Here is a 15,978-nt window from a genome sequence, read left to right on the forward strand (position 1 = left end):
CGTCTCGCCGGATTGGATGGTCGTCCGGGCCTCCGAGAACGCGTTTCCCTCCGGGCGTGAGGTTGGTTCGGTGTCACGGCAAGAAACCTCGCGAGACAAGGGCTCGCAAGACAAGAGCGTGCAGGACAAGGCCTCGCCGGGCCTGGGGCCGGCGGCGTCGGTGTCGTCCTCGGAGGCGACGGCGATCCTGGACGGTCTGGCGGAGCCTGCGGCGCTGCGGCGGCTGCCCGAGAGCGCGCTGCAGGCGGTGGCGGACGCGGTGCGCACCGAGATGATCGACGCGGTCTCGGTCACGGGCGGGCATCTGGGCTCGGGCCTGGGCGTGGTCGAGCTGACCGTGGCGCTCCACCACGTGTTCGACACCCCCGACGACCGCATCGTCTGGGACGTCGGCCACCAGGCCTACCCGCACAAGATCCTCACCGGCCGGCGCGACCGCATCCGGACCCTGCGCCAGCCCGGCGGGCTGTCGGGCTTCACCAAGCGCTCGGAGAGCGTCTACGACCCCTTCGGGGCGGCCCATTCCTCCACCTCGATCTCGGCGGCGCTGGGCATGGCGGTGGCGCGCGACCTCGACGAGGCGGCGGCCAAGGCGCAGGGCGCGCCGGCGCCCAAGCGGCGCAACATGGTGGCGGTGATCGGCGACGGCTCGATGTCGGCGGGCATGGCCTACGAGGCCATGAACAATGCCGGCGCCCTGCACTCGCGCCTGATCGTCATCCTCAACGACAACGACATGTCGATCGCGCCGCCCGTGGGCGCCATGTCGGCCTACTTCGCGCGGCTGGCCTCGGGGGGCACCTACCAGTCCCTGCGCGAGACCGCCAAGCAGCTGGGCAAGCTCCTGCCCAAGGGCCTCTACCAGCGCGCGGCCGCGGCCGAGGAATACGCCCGCTCCCTGGTGGTGGGCTCGGGCACGATGTTCGAGGAGATGGGCTTCCACTATGTCGGGCCCGTCGACGGGCACAACCTCGACCACCTGCTGCCGGTGCTCAAGAACGTGCGCGACTCCGAGCAGGGTCCGATCCTGCTGCACGTCGTGACCCAGAAGGGCAAGGGCTACGCCCCCGCCGAGGCGAGCGCCGACCGCTACCACGGGGTGGTCAAGTTCGACGTGCTCTCGGGCGTGCAGGCCAAGGCCAAGCCGAACGCGCCGGCCTACACCCGGGTGTTCGGCGAGAGCCTGATCAAGGCGGCGGATGCCGACGACAAGGTGGTGGCGATCACGGCGGCGATGCCGGGGGGCACGGGCATCGACCTGTTCGGCAAGGCGCATCCGGAGCGCACCTTCGACGTGGGCATCGCCGAGCAGCACGCGGTGACCTTCGCGGGCGGGCTGGCGACGGAAGGCTACAGGCCGTTCGTGGCGATCTACTCGACCTTCCTGCAGCGGGCCTACGACCAGGTGGTGCACGACGTGGCGCTGCAGAACCTGCCCGTGCGCTTCTGCATGGACCGGGCCGGGCTGGTGGGGGCGGACGGGGCGACGCATGCGGGCGCCTTCGACCTGGCCTACCTGTGTTGCCTGCCGAACATGACGGTGATGGCGGCGTCCGACGAGGCCGAGCTGGTGCACATGGTGGCCACCGCGCACGCGCACGACAGCGGCCCGATCGCGCTGCGCTACCCGCGCGGCGAGGGCGTGGGGGTGGACCTGCCCGAGCGCGGGGTCGCGCTGGCGATCGGCCGGGGCCGGATGGTGCGCGCGCCGGAAGGCGCGCGGGTGGCGCTGCTGGCGCTGGGCACGCGGCTGTCGGAGGCGCTGAAGGCGGCCGATGCGCTGGAGGCGGAGGGGATCGCCGTGAGCGTGGCGGATGCGCGCTTCGCCAAGCCGCTGGACGAGGCGCTGATCCTGGACCTGGCCGGCCGCCACGAGGTCCTGGTGACGCTGGAGGAGGGCTCGGTGGGGGGCTTCGGGGCGATGGTGCTGCACCTGCTGGCCGAGCGGGGCGCGCTGGATGCGGGCCGGGTCCGGGTGCGCACGCTGACGCTGCCGGACAGCTACCAGGACCACAACACCCCGGACGCCATGTACGCCGAGGCCGGCCTCGACGCCGCCGGCATCCTCAAGACCGTCAAGGCCGCACTCCCCGAACGGAAGGCNCAGGACCACAACACCCCGGACGCCATGTACGCCGAGGCCGGCCTCGACGCCGCCGGCATCCTCAAGACCGTCAAGGCCGCACTCCCCGAACGGAAGGCCGGCCAGTCGGGACGCCTGCGCCTCGCCTGAGCCGCCGTTCGGACGCGCGAGCCATCCGGGCTTTGCAGCCCGGGTGTGGCTCCGCTGCGCTTGTCCGGCGGCGGTTTCGATGACAAAAGCGCGCCATTCATGGGTCCGAAGTCCGCTTCGGGCCCCGCGCGCGCATTCGATCCTCAGACCCTTACGAGAGAAATGCCACAGGCGACCCCTTCCGGCCCGTTCGATGCCGGCCCGGTCCTGATCACGGGCGCGAGCGGTTTCCTGGGAGCGGCCCTGGTCGACGTCTTCCGCAAGGCCGGCTTCCCGGTCCGGATCATGGTCCGGGCCACCTCCCCGCGCACCAACCTGACCTGGACGGACGTCGAGATCGTCGAGGGCGACATGCGCGACCGCGCCGCCGTGGCGCGCGCGCTCCAGGGCCAGCGCTATCTCGTCCATGCCGCCGCGGATTACCGGCTCTGGGCACCGGACCCGGAGGAGATCGTCGCCACGAATCGCGACGGCGCCGTGATCCTGATGGAGGAGGCCCTGCGGGCCGGGATCGAGCGCGTCGTCTATACGTCGAGCGTCGCCACCATCAAGCCGCACGACGACGGCACGCCGGCCGACGAGACCCGGCCCCTCACCCCCGCCACGGCCATCGGCGCCTACAAGCGCAGCAAGGTCGTGTCCGAGCGCGTGGTCGAGGAGATGGCGGCCCGCAACGGCCTGCCCGTCGTCATCGTCAATCCCTCGACGCCGATCGGGCCGCGCGACGTCAAGCCGACCCCGACCGGGCGCATCATCCTGGAGGCCGCGCTCGGCCGGATGCCGGCCTTCGTCGATACCGGCCTCAACCTCGCCCATGTGGACGACGTCGCCGCCGGGCACCTGCTGGCCCTGCGTCACGGCCGCACCGGCGAGCGCTACATCCTCGGCGGCGAGAACGTCCTGCTCTCGCAGATGCTGGCCGACATCGCCGGCATGGTCGGCTGCAAGCCCCCGACGGTGAACCTGCCGCGGGCGGTGGTCTACCCGATCGCCTTCGTCTCCGAGCAGATCGCCCGCTTCACCGGCAAGGCGCCCTTCGCCACGATCGACGGCATCCGCATGTCCCGCTACCGGATGTTCTTCTCCGACGCGAAGGCGCGCGCCGAACTCGGCTACACCGCCCGGCCCTACGCGCAAGGCCTCTCCGACGCGATCGCCTGGTTCCGCCAGGAAGGACGCCTGCGATGAGCACGACGATTCAGACGGCCACCGAGGCGCGCACCGGCAAGGGCTATCGCGACGAGAACTTCCCCGTCGCGTCGCACCTGATCCACCCGAAGCATCGCGGCGCGATCCTGGCGTTCTACGACTTCGTCCGCGCGGGCGACGACGTCGCGGACCATACCGGCCTGGCGCCGGAACGGAAGATCGAGCTCCTCGACGCCCTGGCCGACGACCTGACCGGTAGCAGGCCGACGGATTCGGCCGCCGAGCCCCTGCGCCGGGAGCTGGCGGCGCGCGGGCTCGCGCCGACCCACGCCCTCGAACTCCTCGACGCCTTCCGCCTCGACGCCCGCAAGAGCCGCTACGCCGACTGGGACGAGCTGATCGCCTATTGCCGCCTCTCGGCGATGCCGGTCGGGCGCTACGTCCTCGACGTCCATGGCGAGGACCGCGCTGTGGTCTGGGGGCCGTCGGACGCGATCTGCGCCGCCCTCCAGATCATCAACCACCTTCAGGATTGCGGGAAGGACTTCAAGGCGATCGACCGGGTCTACATCCCGCAGGACGTCCTCGACCGGCACGGCGCCGCAATCTCGGAACTGGGGGCCGACAAGGCCTCGCCGGCCCTGCGCGGCGTGATCGCCGAGCTGGCCGAGCGCACCATGGGACTCCTCGACGAGGGGGCGGTCCTGCCCGACCTCATCGCGGATCTGCGCCTCAGCCTGGAGATCGCCGCCATCCACCGTCTCGCCGTCGTGCTGTGCAAGGGCCTGATGGCGCGCGATCCCTTGAGCGAGAAGGTGCATCACGGCAAGGCCGCCTTCGCCCTCACGGCTTTCGGCGGGATCGCCGCGACCCTGGCCCGCCGGCCCCTGCGCGCCCGGACCCTCCGGGCCCAGGCCTCCAAGGCGGCCTCGAAGGTGGCGCAGGGAGCCCGTCCATGAGCGCCACGATGTCTCCGGCGACCGAGACCGACGCCGCGGCAGTCGATGCGCTGCCGGCCAAGTCATCGTCCTTCTACACCGCGATGCGGCTGCTGCCGCCCGACCGCCGGGCGGCGATGTACGCGGTCTACGCCTTCTGCCGGGCGGTCGACGACGTCGCCGACGATGGCGGCCCAGCCCCCGTGCGGGCGGCCGAACTCGACCGCTGGCGCGCCGACATCGACGAGCTCTATGCCGGCCGCCCCGCGCCGCGGGTGCAGGATCTCGTCGTGCCGATCCGCCGCTACGGCCTCCTGCGCGAGGACTTCCAGGCGGTGATCGACGGCATGGCGATGGATGCCTTCGAGGACATCGTCGCGCCCGACGAGGCCACCCTCGACCTCTACTGCGACCGGGTCGCCAGCGCGGTCGGTCGCCTGTCCGTGCGGATCTTCGGCGTGGCGGAGCAGGAGGGCATCGCCCTCGCCTATCACGAGGGCCGCGCGCTGCAGCTCACCAATATCCTGCGCGACATCGACGAGGATGCCGAGCGCAACCGCCTCTACCTGCCCCGCGAGAAGCTGGCCGCCATCGGGCTGACCGCGCCGACGCCGCAGGCCGCCATCGACCATCCGCGGATCGGCGAGGTCTGCGTCGCCGTGGCCCGCGAGGCCGAGGCCCATTACCGCGCCACCTGGGACATCATCGCCAAGTGCCCGCGCAGGGTGACGAAGGCGCCGCGCCTCATGGCGGCGGCCTACCGGCTCTACCTCGACGCCGTTCTGGCCCGTGGCTGGGAGAAGCCCCGCGTCCGGGTCAAGCCGGGCAAGCTCGCCCTGCTGGGCGTCGTCCTGCGGCACGGGATCGTGTGATGGCCGGAACGGTTCACGTCATCGGCGCCGGCCTCGCCGGGCTGTCCGCCGCCGTCGCGCTGGTGGAGCGCGGCGCGCGCGTCATCGTGCACGAGGCGGCCAAGCAGGCCGGCGGCCGTTGCCGTTCGTACTACGATCCGACCCTCGGGCTCACCATCGACAACGGCAACCACCTGCTGCTCTCGGGGAACACCTCCGCACTCGCGTTCATGCGCACGATCGGTGCGCCCGAGAGTGCGCTGTCCGGACCGGCCGAGGCCGCCTTCCCCTTCGCCGACCTGAAGACCGGCGAGCGCTGGACCCTGCGCCCCAATGCCGGCCGCGTGCCCTGGTGGGTCCTGCAGGCGTCGCGCCGGGTGCCCGGCACCACGGCCCGCGACTACCTCGCGCCCCTGGGCATCCTGAAGGCCGCTGCCGGCAAGGCGCCGGGCCAGGGCGGCACCATCGGCGAGAGCATGGCTTGCGAGGGCACGCTCTACGACCGCCTGTGGCACCCGGTGCTGCTCGCCGCGCTCAACACGGACCCGCGGGAAAGCGACAACGGTCTCGCCGCCACGATTCTGCGCGAGACGCTGGGCGCCGGCGGCAAGGCCTGCCGTCCCCTCGTCGCCGTCGGAGGCCTGTCCGCGGCCTTCGTCGATCCAGCGGTGGATTTCCTCGCGCGCCGCGGCGCGGAGCTGCGCCTCGGCCATAGGCTGCGCAGCCTCACCTTCGGCGACGGCCGCATCGCGGGCCTGGTCTTCGGCGACGAATCGATCGACCTCGCACCGGCGGACGCGGTGGTCCTCGCCCTGCCGCCCTGGGTCGCCTGCGACCTGCTGCCGGGTCTGCCGGCGCCGCAGAGCCATCGCTCCATCGTCAACGCACATTTCGCCGTGATCCCCCCGCCGGGATCGCCGTTACTTCTCGGCGTGGTGAACGGAATGACGGAATGGCTATTTGCCTATCCGGATCGTCTGTCCGTGACCATCAGCGGCGCCGATCGGCTCTTGGATGTGCCGCGTGAAGATTTGGGACGTCAGATCTGGTCCGAGATCGTGACTTTGACCGGACTTGCGCCGGAACTGCCAAGCTGGCAGATCGTCAAGGAGAAGCGGGCGACCTTCGCGGCAACGCCCGCCGAGGCCGCGCGGCGCTCCGGCGCCGTGACGGCCCATGAGAATCTCGTCCTGGCAGGCGACTGGACCGCGACCGGCCTGCCTTCGACGATCGAGGGAGCGATCCGTTCCGGAACGACCGCCGTCCAGGCCCTCGCCAAGAGGACCGGAACGTGCGGACAGGCACGAGCGCGCGGCGCGGCGTGAGGTATGGCGGCCGCCTGCGCGGCCGGTGAGGCGAGGACGATGCGGGAAGCATTCAGGAAGGTCGAGGCGCTGCAGCGCCCCAAGACTCAGGAGATCTCGCTCGAGGACGTCGAGCGTGGCGTCGTGCGCGCGACCCAGGCGCTGACGGCGCTGTCGCATGCCGACGGCCACCTCTGCTTCGAGCTCGAGGCCGACGCGACGATCCCGTCCGAATACATCATGTTCCACCAGTTCCGCGCCACCGAGATCGCGCCGGAGCTGGAGACCAAGATCGGCAACTACCTGCGCCGGACGCAGGGCAAGCACGGCGGCTGGGCGCTCGTCCATGACGGTCCGTTCGACATGAGCGCCAGCGTCAAGGCCTACTTCGCCCTCAAGATGAGCGGCGATTCGATCGAGGCCCCGCACATGCGCCGGGCGCGCGAGGCGATCCTGTCCCGCGGCGGTGCGGCCAACTCGAACGTGTTCACCCGCTTCCTGCTCGCCCTCTTCGGCGAGGTGCCGTGGCGTGCGGTGCCGGTGATGCCGGTCGAGATCATGCACCTGCCGAAGTGGTTCCCCTTCCACCTCGACAAGGTCTCCTACTGGGCGCGCTGCGTGATCGTGCCGATGCTGGTGATCCAGGCGCGGAAGCCGCTCGCCCGCAATCCGCGCGGCATCGGCATCCCGGAGCTGTTCGTGGCGCCGCCCCAGACCGTGCGCACCTGGCCCGGCAGCCCCCACGCGACCTGGCCCTGGACGCCGATCTTCGGCGCCATCGACCGGATGCTGCAGGTCACGCAGGACTATTTCCCGAAGAAGCGCCGCGCGCGGGCGATGGACAAGGCCGTGGCCTGGGTCAGCGAGCGCCTGAACGGCGATGACGGCCTCGGCGCGATCTTCCCCGCCATGGTCAACACCGTGCTGATGTACGACGTGCTCGGCTATCCGCCCGACCATCCCCAGGTACGGATCGCCTGCGAGGCGATCGAGAAGCTCGTGGTGGTCAAGGAGCACGAGGCCTACGTGCAGCCCTGCCTGTCCCCGGTCTGGGACACGGCGCTGGCCGGCCATGCCCTCCTCGAGGCCGGCGGCCCGGAGGCCGAGCATCAGGCCCGGCGCGGTCTCGACTGGCTGAAGCCGCTCCAGGTCCTCGACATCAAGGGCGACTGGGCCGCGGGCCGGCCGAACGTGCGGCCCGGCGGCTGGGCCTTCCAGTACGCCAACCCGCACTTCCCCGACCTCGACGACACCGCCGTGGTGGTGATGGCGATGGACCGGGCCTCGCACCAGCACGGCCTCGTGGCCGACGTGCCGGATTACGGCGCCTCCATCGCCCGGGCCCGCGAATGGGTCGAGGGGCTGCAGTCGAGCGACGGCGGCTGGGCGGCCTTCGATGCCGACAACAACCACCATTACCTGAACCACATCCCGTTCTCGGACCACGGCGCCCTGCTCGATCCGCCGACGGCCGACGTCACCGCCCGCGTCGTCTCGATGCTGGCGCAGCTCGGCGAGACCCGCGAGAGCTCCAAGGCCCTCGACCGCGGCGTCACCTACCTCCTGAACGACCAGGAGGAGGACGGCTCGTGGTACGGCCGCTGGGGCATGAACTTCATCTACGGCACCTGGTCGGTGCTCTGTGCCCTGAACGCGGCCGGCGTCGATCCGGCCTCGCCGGAGATCCGCAAGGCCGTCGCCTGGCTGATCCGCATCCAGAATCCGGATGGCGGCTGGGGCGAGGATGCCTCGTCCTACAAGATCGACCCGGCCTTCGAGCCGGGCTACTCGACTGCCTCGCAGACGGCCTGGTCCCTGCTCGCCCTGATGGCGGCGGGCGAGGCCGACGATCCGGCGGTGACGCGGGGCATCAACTACCTGACCCGCACCCAGGGCGCCGACGGCTTCTGGGCCGAGGAGCGCTACACCGCGACGGGCTTCCCGCGGGTGTTCTACCTCCGGTATCACGGCTACCCGAAGTTCTTCCCGCTCTGGGCGATGGCGCGCTACCGCAACCTCAAGCGCAGCAACACCCGGAAGGTCGCCTTCGGCATGTGATGCGAAGGCGTCGGGTCTCGGTCGATCGAGCGACGACATGAGCACGGTCACCGCGTCCGGCGCCCTCCCCGTCCTGGCCGTCACCGGCCTCGCCAAGGAGGCGCGCCTCGCCTCGGGTCCCGGGGTCCTCGCGGTCGGGGCGGGGGGCGATCCCGAACGCCTGCGCGCCCGGCTGGCGGCGCGGCCCACGCCCGGCTGCCGGGCCGTCGTCAGCATCGGCATCGCCGGCGGGCTCGATCCGGCGCTGGTCCCAGGGGACGTGCTGGTCGCCACGGCCATCGTCACGCCGGCCCGTCGCTACGGGGCGGATCCGTCCATCGCCGCCGCCTGGATGCGCGCCCTCGCCGGTTCGGGGCCGACGATCCGCGAAGGCGCGCTCGCCGGTGTCGATGCGGCCGTCCTCGACGTGGCGGCCAAGGCGGCCCTTCGCGACGCCACCGGCAGCGCCGGGGTCGACATGGAATCGCACGTCGCGGCCGCCTATGCCGAACGGCACGGCCTGCCCTTCGCCGCCCTGCGCATCGTCTGCGATCCGGCCGACCGCGCGATTCCGGCCTTCGCCGCACAGGCGCTGAAGCCCGATGGCGAGCCCGACATCCGGGCGGTGCTCGTCGCGATCGCGCGCCAGCCGAGCCAGATCCCGGCCCTGATCCGCTTGGCGCGGGATTCGGGGCGCGCCTTCCGGAGCCTGACCCGATGCCGGGCTCGGCTCGGAACCGCCCTCGGCGTTCCGGCCCCGTAACCCTCGCCGCGGCGGACCGAGCCGGAGCGGCGCCTCAGCGTCCGCCCGGTCCTCCACCACCTCCCGGTCCACGCCCGGGGCCGCCGCCGAACCCGCCGGGTCCGTCCGGACCGCGTCCGAACCCGCCGGGGCGCTCGAAACCGCCGGGTCCGCCGCCGAACCCGCCGCCCGGCCGGCCGCGCTCGGCACCCGCCGGCGCGCGCGTGTCGATGTCGAAGCGCGGGGCACCGCCGGGCTGCCCTCCGGGCACGCGGCCGTCCAAGCCACGGCTCTCCGAACCCCGTCCTTCGAAGCCACGGCCGTCGAGCCGCGGCAGCGATCCGCGATCGGTCCCGTTCCGAAGGCCCGGGCGCTCGCTGCCGCGCCCGTCGATCCGAAGGCTCTCGACGTTGAGGCGGCCGTCGCGCGACGGCTCGGCGGTGACGACGGCGCGCACGCTGCCGCGGCGCGGCAATCCGGGATCGGGCCGGCCGGCGACGTCGAGGCCCGAACCGAGCTGGAGGCCCCGCGCATTGCGCCCGACATAGGCCTCGATCGAGACCCGGCGCAGGCCCGGGGCGAAGAGGGCATGTGCCTCCTCCTGTCCGGTCACGGTCAGGCCGGTCCCGGTCGGGTCGCCCGAGACGATGACGCGCCGTCCGGCCGGACCGGCATCGGCGCCGAGGAGGCGGAGAGCGCCGATCATCGGCGTGCCGTCCGGGCCGCGCCGGACGAGGCCGGCGACCCGCGCGGGTCCCTCCGGCCGGCGCTCGACGAGGCTCGCGACGACGACGCCGTCGGGGCGGCGCAAGCCGCTCACCGCGACCCGCTCGCCCAGGGTCCAGCCGTCGCGCTGCGCCGTCGGCAGGGCGACGCGCTGGCCGAGCACCGTCAGGCCGCCCGGCCTCACGGCCTCGACGGGTCCGACGACCTCGCTGGTGACATCGATGCGGCGGGTGGAGAGCGCACTGCCGGCCTCCAGGGCGACGACGCGGACCACGTGCCCGATCCGCAGGTCACCGGCCGATGCCGGTCGCCCGTCGATCCGGACGAGGACGTCCTTCGGGTAGGCGATGCGCAGGTCGTTGACGATGATCGATCCGAACTTGCGGATCGTCCCGATCACGCCGGTACCGCCGAGGCCGCGGTCGCCCTCCCCGTCCTGTCCGTCGCCGGGCGGCTGGCTCGGGCGCGCGCCGGTGCCGCCGATGCCCTGGTCGCGGATCGGCGGGAGCGGGTCGGCGCGCGCGGCCAGGGCGAAGGGTGCCGAGGCGAGCAGGCGCAGGGCGTCGCGGCGGTTGGGTGCGCGCATGGAGGCGGCCCTCACGCCTTCGCCGCTGCGGGCGGCGCATCCTCGGCATAGATGTAGACGCCGAAATTCCAGCGATGGGTCCCGCCGGAATCGGTCTCGCAGGCCGCATGGGCCTCGCGGTTGACCTGCTGCAGCGCCTCCATGGCGATCTCGCGGGCGCGGGCCTCCAAGCGCTCGGCCAGATCCTTCGAGAGACCGTCGTAATGGACGGCCCGCTCGAGGAAGCGCGGGCTCGGTTCGGTGATGTTGGCGACGCTGGCGGCGATGTGGTCGTGCAGGTTGCGCCCGAAGTAATAGAGCTGCGATTCCCCGCCGCCCTTCGGCACGTAGGCCGCCTCGGCGAGCACGATGTGGCCGTCGGCATCGGCGACGACGAGCCCGCGGTCGAGCCACTCGTCGAGGACGGCGCGCGGGCGCAGGTCGCGGGTGACCGCGGTGACGAGCTCCTCGAAGGACGGCCCTTTCCCCTCGCCCGCCCGCGCCAGCGGCCGGGGCTGGCCCTGCGCATCCGTGAAGGCCGGGTCGGCCAGCCAGCGCGCGATGATCCGGCTGGTCCGTGACACCGAGGACGGGACGGCGCTGACCGGCGCTCCGGCCCCGCGAAGGCGGCTGACCTCCTTGCGGTGGATGCCCGTCAGGAGACTGACGCGGCTGTCGGTCTGCTCCTTTCCCGGCAGCGCGAAATCGTACTCGGCGACGTTGACGTAGAGTTCGCGCAGGAGGGTCGTGAGGGCCGGAAACGTGATGCCACGCGCCACGAACAGGCGGACGAGCGGCCGCAGGAGACGCGCGACGGGGGCATGCAGGTTCGCACCCTCGGAGGGAGTCTCGAAAGAATCGGCCATCCCGGGAGCATAGCCATCGCCCCGTGGGAGACAATCCCACGCGGTGCGGTCCGACACCCGATCTCGAAGACCTCGGATTGACGTGGGAAAATTGCCCACGTACGAGATCCAGGCCTGTTTCCCCCCCGGAGCACTGCCATGGCCAAGCTGAGGCCCTTTCATCCCGCCGAGCCTCTGCCGCCCCTGAACACGGCCGCCCTGGCTCGACAGCCCGTGCCGCCGAGACGGACCGTTGCGATGATCGCGCGCGGGCTCGTAGTGGTCGCGGGTCTGAGCCTGCCCGCGATCGGGCTGCGCTATGCCGGCCGCGAAGCGCCCATCGACGGGACGATCGTTGCGGATGCCACGAAAGTCGTCGGGATCTCCGCGCCGCGCCTCCGCACCGCCGACCGGATGGCTTCGATTTCCGACGCGTCGAGCACCCGATGAAAGCCGGCAGCGCGACGCGGCCGGCGAACCGCCGCGTGCTCTTTCAGGCCGAGGACCGGCCGGGTCTGCTCATCGACCTGCTCCTCTGTGCCGTCCCGGCGGTCGCCACGGTCGTCCTCCTGATCCTCGCCCTCTGAGGACGATCGGCCCGCCCGGCCGGTGTGCGACGTCTCGGACGGTCGCGCCCCGAACGTCCTCGCCCCTCCTTGAAGCCGCACCCGATGTACAGAGCCGATCCGCGCCTGAGCCCATCCCTGAAAGCCTGTCTGCCCCGTCGCCGCCGCACGCTCCGCCATGCGATCGACGGACTCGGGAAGATGCTCGTCGCCTGGTTGATCGGTGCGGTGCGGAAAGCGGTGCCACGCTCATGAAGCGTTAACCGACGCGGCCCATCCTGTGCGTGGGACAATTACCCACACTCAGGATAGTGGCGATGTCGTCGATCTCAGCCTCGCAGGCCCCGGTCTTTCCGTCCCCCCAAATGCGGGCGCATGACCGCATCGCGGCGCAGACCGCCTCCGGTTCGATCAGCAGCACCGATCAGACCGCGTTGGACACGGCGGTCGATACGATCGACGCCGCTCTGAAAAGCTCGGACGGGGCCGGTGCGGCGGGACAGGCGCGCCTCGCTCCGGAGGACATGAAGACGCGGATCGACGACCTCATCGGCCAGCAGGTCCAGAGCGGGAGCCTGACGAGCGAGCAGGCCAGGACCCTGAAGTCGGTCCTCGGCGGCGAGTCCGGTGGATCGTCCGTCGCGGGCGTCGGGGGCCGAAGCGGCGGCCACCATCACGGTGGTCCGCCGCCGGTCGACGACGATCAAGCCTCGGCCGGTGCCCAGACCGACGCCACCGACGCCTCCGCCCAGAGCACCAACGATCTTCTCACGACCTTCGTGAAGCAGCTCCAGTCGCGCCAGGACCAGACGAGCCCCTACGGCTCCGGCGGCGCCCGCACGAACACGGCCTCCGCCAGCGCATTGCTGATGAACTTCAAGGTCTGAACCGGAGCCCGGAGGCGCCGTGCGCCGGTCCGGGAAGTCGAATTTCGACGCCCGGGACATAGGAGGCCACGGCCGACGGGGATCAGGCTGAACGCTGGGAGCCGTCGAAAAGGTCTCGCCGATGCTATCGGGGGGCAAGGCACCGGCGAGACCCGGTCGCACCGCTGGCGATCCGACCCCGCAGAGCCGTGAAGCAGTCTCGCCTGCCGCGCATTCACACACATCAAGTCTCGAGACAGTCGGCGACGATGCCGTCCATCCTCCGGCACGGTCTCAGCCGACAGGACGGGTTTCGGAGAGTTGCCGGGCGATCCAGGCCTGCGCCTCGTCGAGATCCGCGAAGATCGGCGCATGCGGATCGTCGACACGTCCGAATCCCGCCTCCAGGAACCAATGCCCAGCCTCGGAATCATGCTCGCTGGAGAGTTGGACGAGCACGGCGACGAGCAGACCATCCTCGAACACCAGCCGGCTCTCGCGGTCGCTGCTGCCCGTCGCGACCTGAACGGGCTGTAGTTTCATGATCATGCTGCGGCCCGCGATCCCAGGTGCAGGTATTTCGAGTCGAATTCCGCTATCGATTTCAAACGCTGACGGTCGAGGATCGTCAGGGTCCTGCCCTTGAGTTCAATCACGCCTTGGCGCCTGAGTTCCTGAAGCGACCGATTGACGTGCACGTTCGAGAGGCCGACCGTGTCGGCGAGATCGAGCTGCGTCACCGGAAATTCGTAGGAATTCTCGCTGGCGCATCCGACCACCTGAAGCCGCACCAGGAGCTCGCAGAACAGATGGGCGATGCGCTCGATCGCCGATCGGCAGCCGACGTTGACGAGCCACTCGCGTAGGGTCGCCTCGTCCACGAGCGTGCCGAGGCGCAGGGACCTGGCGATGGCCGGGTGCTCGTCCATGAGCCGCCTGACGACGTCGAAGGGGATGCGCACCACCCGGCAGGCCGACAGGGTGGTGATGGTGTGGTCCATCCGGGCGAGCAGCGCCACGTCGAGATCGCAGGCGTCGCCGGGGACGAGGTAGGCCGTGATCTGCCGCGCCCCGTTGGCGCGGTGCTTCTGCCGACAGGCCAGGCCCTCCATGATCAGGATCACGCCGTCCGGCGGATCTCCTTCACGGACCAGGTCGACGCGCGGCCCGATGAGGTGAGCGTTGGCGCTGATCCGTTGCAGCACCGCCCGATCGGCATCCGACAAGGGATTGAACCCTTCGAGCTTGCGGATCAGCGCATTGGACGGGTCGAAGAGCGGAGTCGGGGAATGAGACGACAAGACGGTGTCCGTGATGCTGGCAACGGTCATCGGATCGCGCTCGCCCTCGCGTCGAGGTGCAGCGATCTGCGGTCAGGCGGCGTGGGGGCGCCGCCTGTCGTCGGGCGACGGCGAGCGGAAGCGCACGCGGCCGGCGGGCAGGCCATCGAAGGTGCCCGTGAGCCGATGCCGGTGGCCCGGATGGAGGCGACTTCCCGGCGTCGCCCGGGATGGAGACCGCGGACGGGCGGCGGGAGCCCCGCCTGTCCAGCAAGATACGTCGGTTCGTCGATCCGACGAGATCATGTCGTTCTGCTCACGATACCTGCACGGGACTGCCAACGGCAAACTGCGTTCGTTTATCCCGACGCTTCAGCAGTTGTAATCACCGCAACCAATTTTGTATGATTTCAAACAGTTAACCTATGTTTATCTGCGGCTACTGCTGCGTCTAGATGGTCGGTGGGCGCATTACCATCTTCGATTGATCGAGTGCTCGACCTTCGTTATGGCCTCGCTCGGGCGGGAGAGTCTTGGTTCTCTGACCCGAGAGAACGAGGCTCGACCACCGCGAATGCAGATCTCGCCGCGTAACCGATTGTTGCGAACGCTGTCGTCCGACGATCTGACGTTGCTTCAGCCACACCTTCGACGCGTGGACCTTCCGGCCCGGCAGGTCCTCATCCATTCCGGTGCGCCGTTGGAGCGGGCCTACTTCGTCGAGTCCGGCCTGGTCTCCCTCATCATGCAGATCGGCGTCACCCGGCTCGAAGTCGGGATGATCGGCCCGGAAGGTTTCGTCGGAGGCTCGACGGTCATTCTCGGATCGCGGAGCTCACCCTACGAGCACGTTGTCCAGATCGGCGGCTCGGCCCTCGCCATCGAGCTTCCGGATCTTCAGGAGGCGATGGAGCACAGTGCGTCCCTGCGGAGGCAGATGCTGCGCTTCATTCAATCCGAACTGTTCCAGGCCCGGCAAACCGCCTTCGTGAATGCCAACTTCGGCATCGAGACGCGCCTCGCGCGCTGGCTGCTGATGTGCCACGACCGGGTCGAGGGCGACGATCTCCTGCTCACCCACGAGGTGCTGGCGGTGATGCTGGGCGTGCAGCGCTCGGGCGTGACCCTCGCGGTCCAGAACCTCGAAGGGGCCGGCTACATCCGCGCCCGCCGCGGCCGGATCACGATCACGGATCGCACTCGGCTGCAGGCGGCGGCCGGCGGAAGCTACGGGGTCGCGGAGGCGGCCTACCGGCACCTGGTCGAGGACGATTGAGCGAGCCGCCTGCGACCCCGCGATCCGGAACGAAGCCCGATCGGCGCGCATCGCTGAACGGAACCGGCCCGCGGCGGCGGAGCGGCGGACGTCAGGCCGAGGGCTCGGCGAGGCGGGTCCGGTGCCGGTCGAGGGCGGCGCGCAGGCTCGGCAGAAACGGGGATTGGCTGTCCCAGCGGTCGACCGCGTCCTGGAGGCGGTCGAGGGCCTCGACCTGGGCGGACAGCCCCGGCGCCTGGGACAGATAGGCCCAGATGGCGTCCTCCGCTTCGCCGATGTCGACCGGCTGTTCGGCCACCAGGAGACCCTGGAAGCGCCGGAGGGTGTGCTCGAGATCGGCCATGACGACTGCTCCGGATCTGTCCTGTTGGCGAACGGCGACGACGGACACGGCCGATCGCGTGCGGGCCGCTGGTCCCGCGCCGGTCCTCGTTGCATCGGCGGCGCGCCCCACCGCCGAGTGGCCTTGCCGCCGCGGGACCGGATCCGGCCACCCTCGTGGCCGTGCCGGTCTCCTGGCCCGACCGGGGAAGCGGCTGTGGGATCGAGGATGCCGGGTCAACCGGTCCGGGCGCCTCCCTGTTCAGCCGGAAAACCGGG

At 70.9% G+C, this 15,978-nt stretch carries 16 protein-coding genes; 11 read left to right on the forward strand and 5 right to left on the reverse strand.

The annotated features are described in order from the left end of the window. Window positions 1–187: 187 nt before the first annotated feature. The 7 genes from dxs to ASF49_RS17135 all read left to right on the forward strand — a co-directional run. Window positions 188–2,103: 1-deoxy-D-xylulose-5-phosphate synthase (gene dxs / locus ASF49_RS17105; RefSeq protein WP_243214925.1), on the forward strand; the 1,916-nt coding region annotated here is incomplete at its 3' end. Window positions 2,104–2,395: 292 nt separating this feature from the next. Then, window positions 2,396–3,421, forward strand: coding sequence for a hopanoid-associated sugar epimerase (hpnA, locus tag ASF49_RS17110; RefSeq protein ID WP_056475620.1), 1,026 nt, complete (start codon window positions 2,396–2,398; stop codon window positions 3,419–3,421). Next, window positions 3,418–4,341, forward strand: coding sequence for a squalene synthase HpnC (hpnC, locus tag ASF49_RS17115; protein ID WP_056475622.1), 924 nt, complete (start codon window positions 3,418–3,420; stop codon window positions 4,339–4,341). The genes hpnA and hpnC overlap by 4 nt, the downstream gene beginning before the upstream one ends. Then, entirely contained in the window at window positions 4,338–5,192 is an 855-nt protein-coding gene (hpnD, locus tag ASF49_RS17120) for a presqualene diphosphate synthase HpnD (RefSeq protein WP_056475627.1), read from the forward strand. The genes hpnC and hpnD overlap by 4 nt, the downstream gene beginning before the upstream one ends. Then, complete coding sequence (gene hpnE, locus ASF49_RS17125) at window positions 5,192–6,496, forward strand: hydroxysqualene dehydroxylase HpnE (RefSeq protein ID WP_056475630.1); 1,305 nt, start codon at window positions 5,192–5,194, stop codon at window positions 6,494–6,496. Before hpnD ends, hpnE begins: the two co-directional genes overlap by 1 nt. Window positions 6,497–6,535: 39 nt before the next feature. Continuing rightward, entirely contained in the window at window positions 6,536–8,533 is a 1,998-nt protein-coding gene (gene shc / locus ASF49_RS17130) for a squalene--hopene cyclase (RefSeq protein WP_056476365.1), read from the forward strand. A gap of 37 nt (window positions 8,534–8,570) precedes the next feature. Continuing rightward, a complete protein-coding gene (locus ASF49_RS17135; RefSeq protein ID WP_056475633.1) occupies window positions 8,571–9,275 on the forward strand; it encodes a phosphorylase in 705 nt (234 codons plus the stop codon). A gap of 34 nt (window positions 9,276–9,309) precedes the next feature. On the opposite strand, the gene ASF49_RS17140 is transcribed toward ASF49_RS17135, so the two are convergent. After that, the gene (locus ASF49_RS17140) at window positions 9,310–10,566 is read right to left on the reverse strand and encodes a DUF5666 domain-containing protein (protein WP_056475636.1); all 1,257 of its coding nucleotides are present in this window, start codon (window positions 10,564–10,566) and stop codon (window positions 9,310–9,312) included. Between the two features lie 11 nt (window positions 10,567–10,577). Then, window positions 10,578–11,411 (reverse strand): DUF6502 family protein, encoded by an 834-nt coding sequence (locus ASF49_RS17145; protein WP_056475638.1) that lies wholly within the window; start codon window positions 11,409–11,411, stop codon window positions 10,578–10,580. Window positions 11,412–11,549: 138 nt separating this feature from the next. On the opposite strand from ASF49_RS17145, the gene ASF49_RS17150 reads away from it, so the two are divergent. From ASF49_RS17150 to ASF49_RS17155, 3 genes are all read left to right on the forward strand, one after another. Beyond that, window positions 11,550–11,840 carry a hypothetical protein gene (locus ASF49_RS17150; RefSeq protein WP_056475641.1) on the forward strand — a complete coding sequence of 97 codons (291 nt, stop codon included), beginning with the start codon at window positions 11,550–11,552 and terminating at the stop codon, window positions 11,838–11,840. After that, complete coding sequence (locus ASF49_RS23845) at window positions 11,837–11,977, forward strand: hypothetical protein (protein WP_156653068.1); 141 nt, start codon at window positions 11,837–11,839, stop codon at window positions 11,975–11,977. Before ASF49_RS17150 ends, ASF49_RS23845 begins: the two co-directional genes overlap by 4 nt. Window positions 11,978–12,273: 296 nt before the next feature. After that, window positions 12,274–12,843, forward strand: coding sequence for a hypothetical protein (locus ASF49_RS17155; RefSeq protein WP_056475646.1), 570 nt, complete (start codon window positions 12,274–12,276; stop codon window positions 12,841–12,843). A 273-nt stretch (window positions 12,844–13,116) separates the two neighbouring features. Here the strand turns inward: ASF49_RS17155 and ASF49_RS17160 are convergent, their stop codons facing one another. Next, on the reverse strand, window positions 13,117–13,371 hold the full coding sequence (locus ASF49_RS17160; protein WP_056475649.1) for a hypothetical protein: 255 nt from the start codon (window positions 13,369–13,371) through the stop codon (window positions 13,117–13,119). Next, window positions 13,368–14,123, reverse strand: a complete 756-nt coding sequence (locus tag ASF49_RS17165; RefSeq protein ID WP_243214651.1) for a Crp/Fnr family transcriptional regulator — start codon at window positions 14,121–14,123, stop codon at window positions 13,368–13,370. The genes ASF49_RS17160 and ASF49_RS17165 overlap by 4 nt, the downstream gene beginning before the upstream one ends. Before the next feature lie 610 nt (window positions 14,124–14,733). Between ASF49_RS17165 and ASF49_RS17170 the strand changes: the two genes are divergently transcribed. After that, complete coding sequence (locus ASF49_RS17170) at window positions 14,734–15,378, forward strand: Crp/Fnr family transcriptional regulator (protein WP_243214654.1); 645 nt, start codon at window positions 14,734–14,736, stop codon at window positions 15,376–15,378. A 91-nt stretch (window positions 15,379–15,469) separates the two neighbouring features. Here the strand turns inward: ASF49_RS17170 and ASF49_RS17175 are convergent, their stop codons facing one another. Further along, window positions 15,470–15,721 carry a hypothetical protein gene (locus ASF49_RS17175; protein WP_056475657.1) on the reverse strand — a complete coding sequence of 84 codons (252 nt, stop codon included), beginning with the start codon at window positions 15,719–15,721 and terminating at the stop codon, window positions 15,470–15,472. Window positions 15,722–15,978 lie beyond the last annotated feature (257 nt).

Source organism: Methylobacterium sp. Leaf104 (genome assembly GCF_001422885.1).
Classification (GTDB): Bacteria; Pseudomonadota; Alphaproteobacteria; order Rhizobiales; family Beijerinckiaceae; genus Methylobacterium.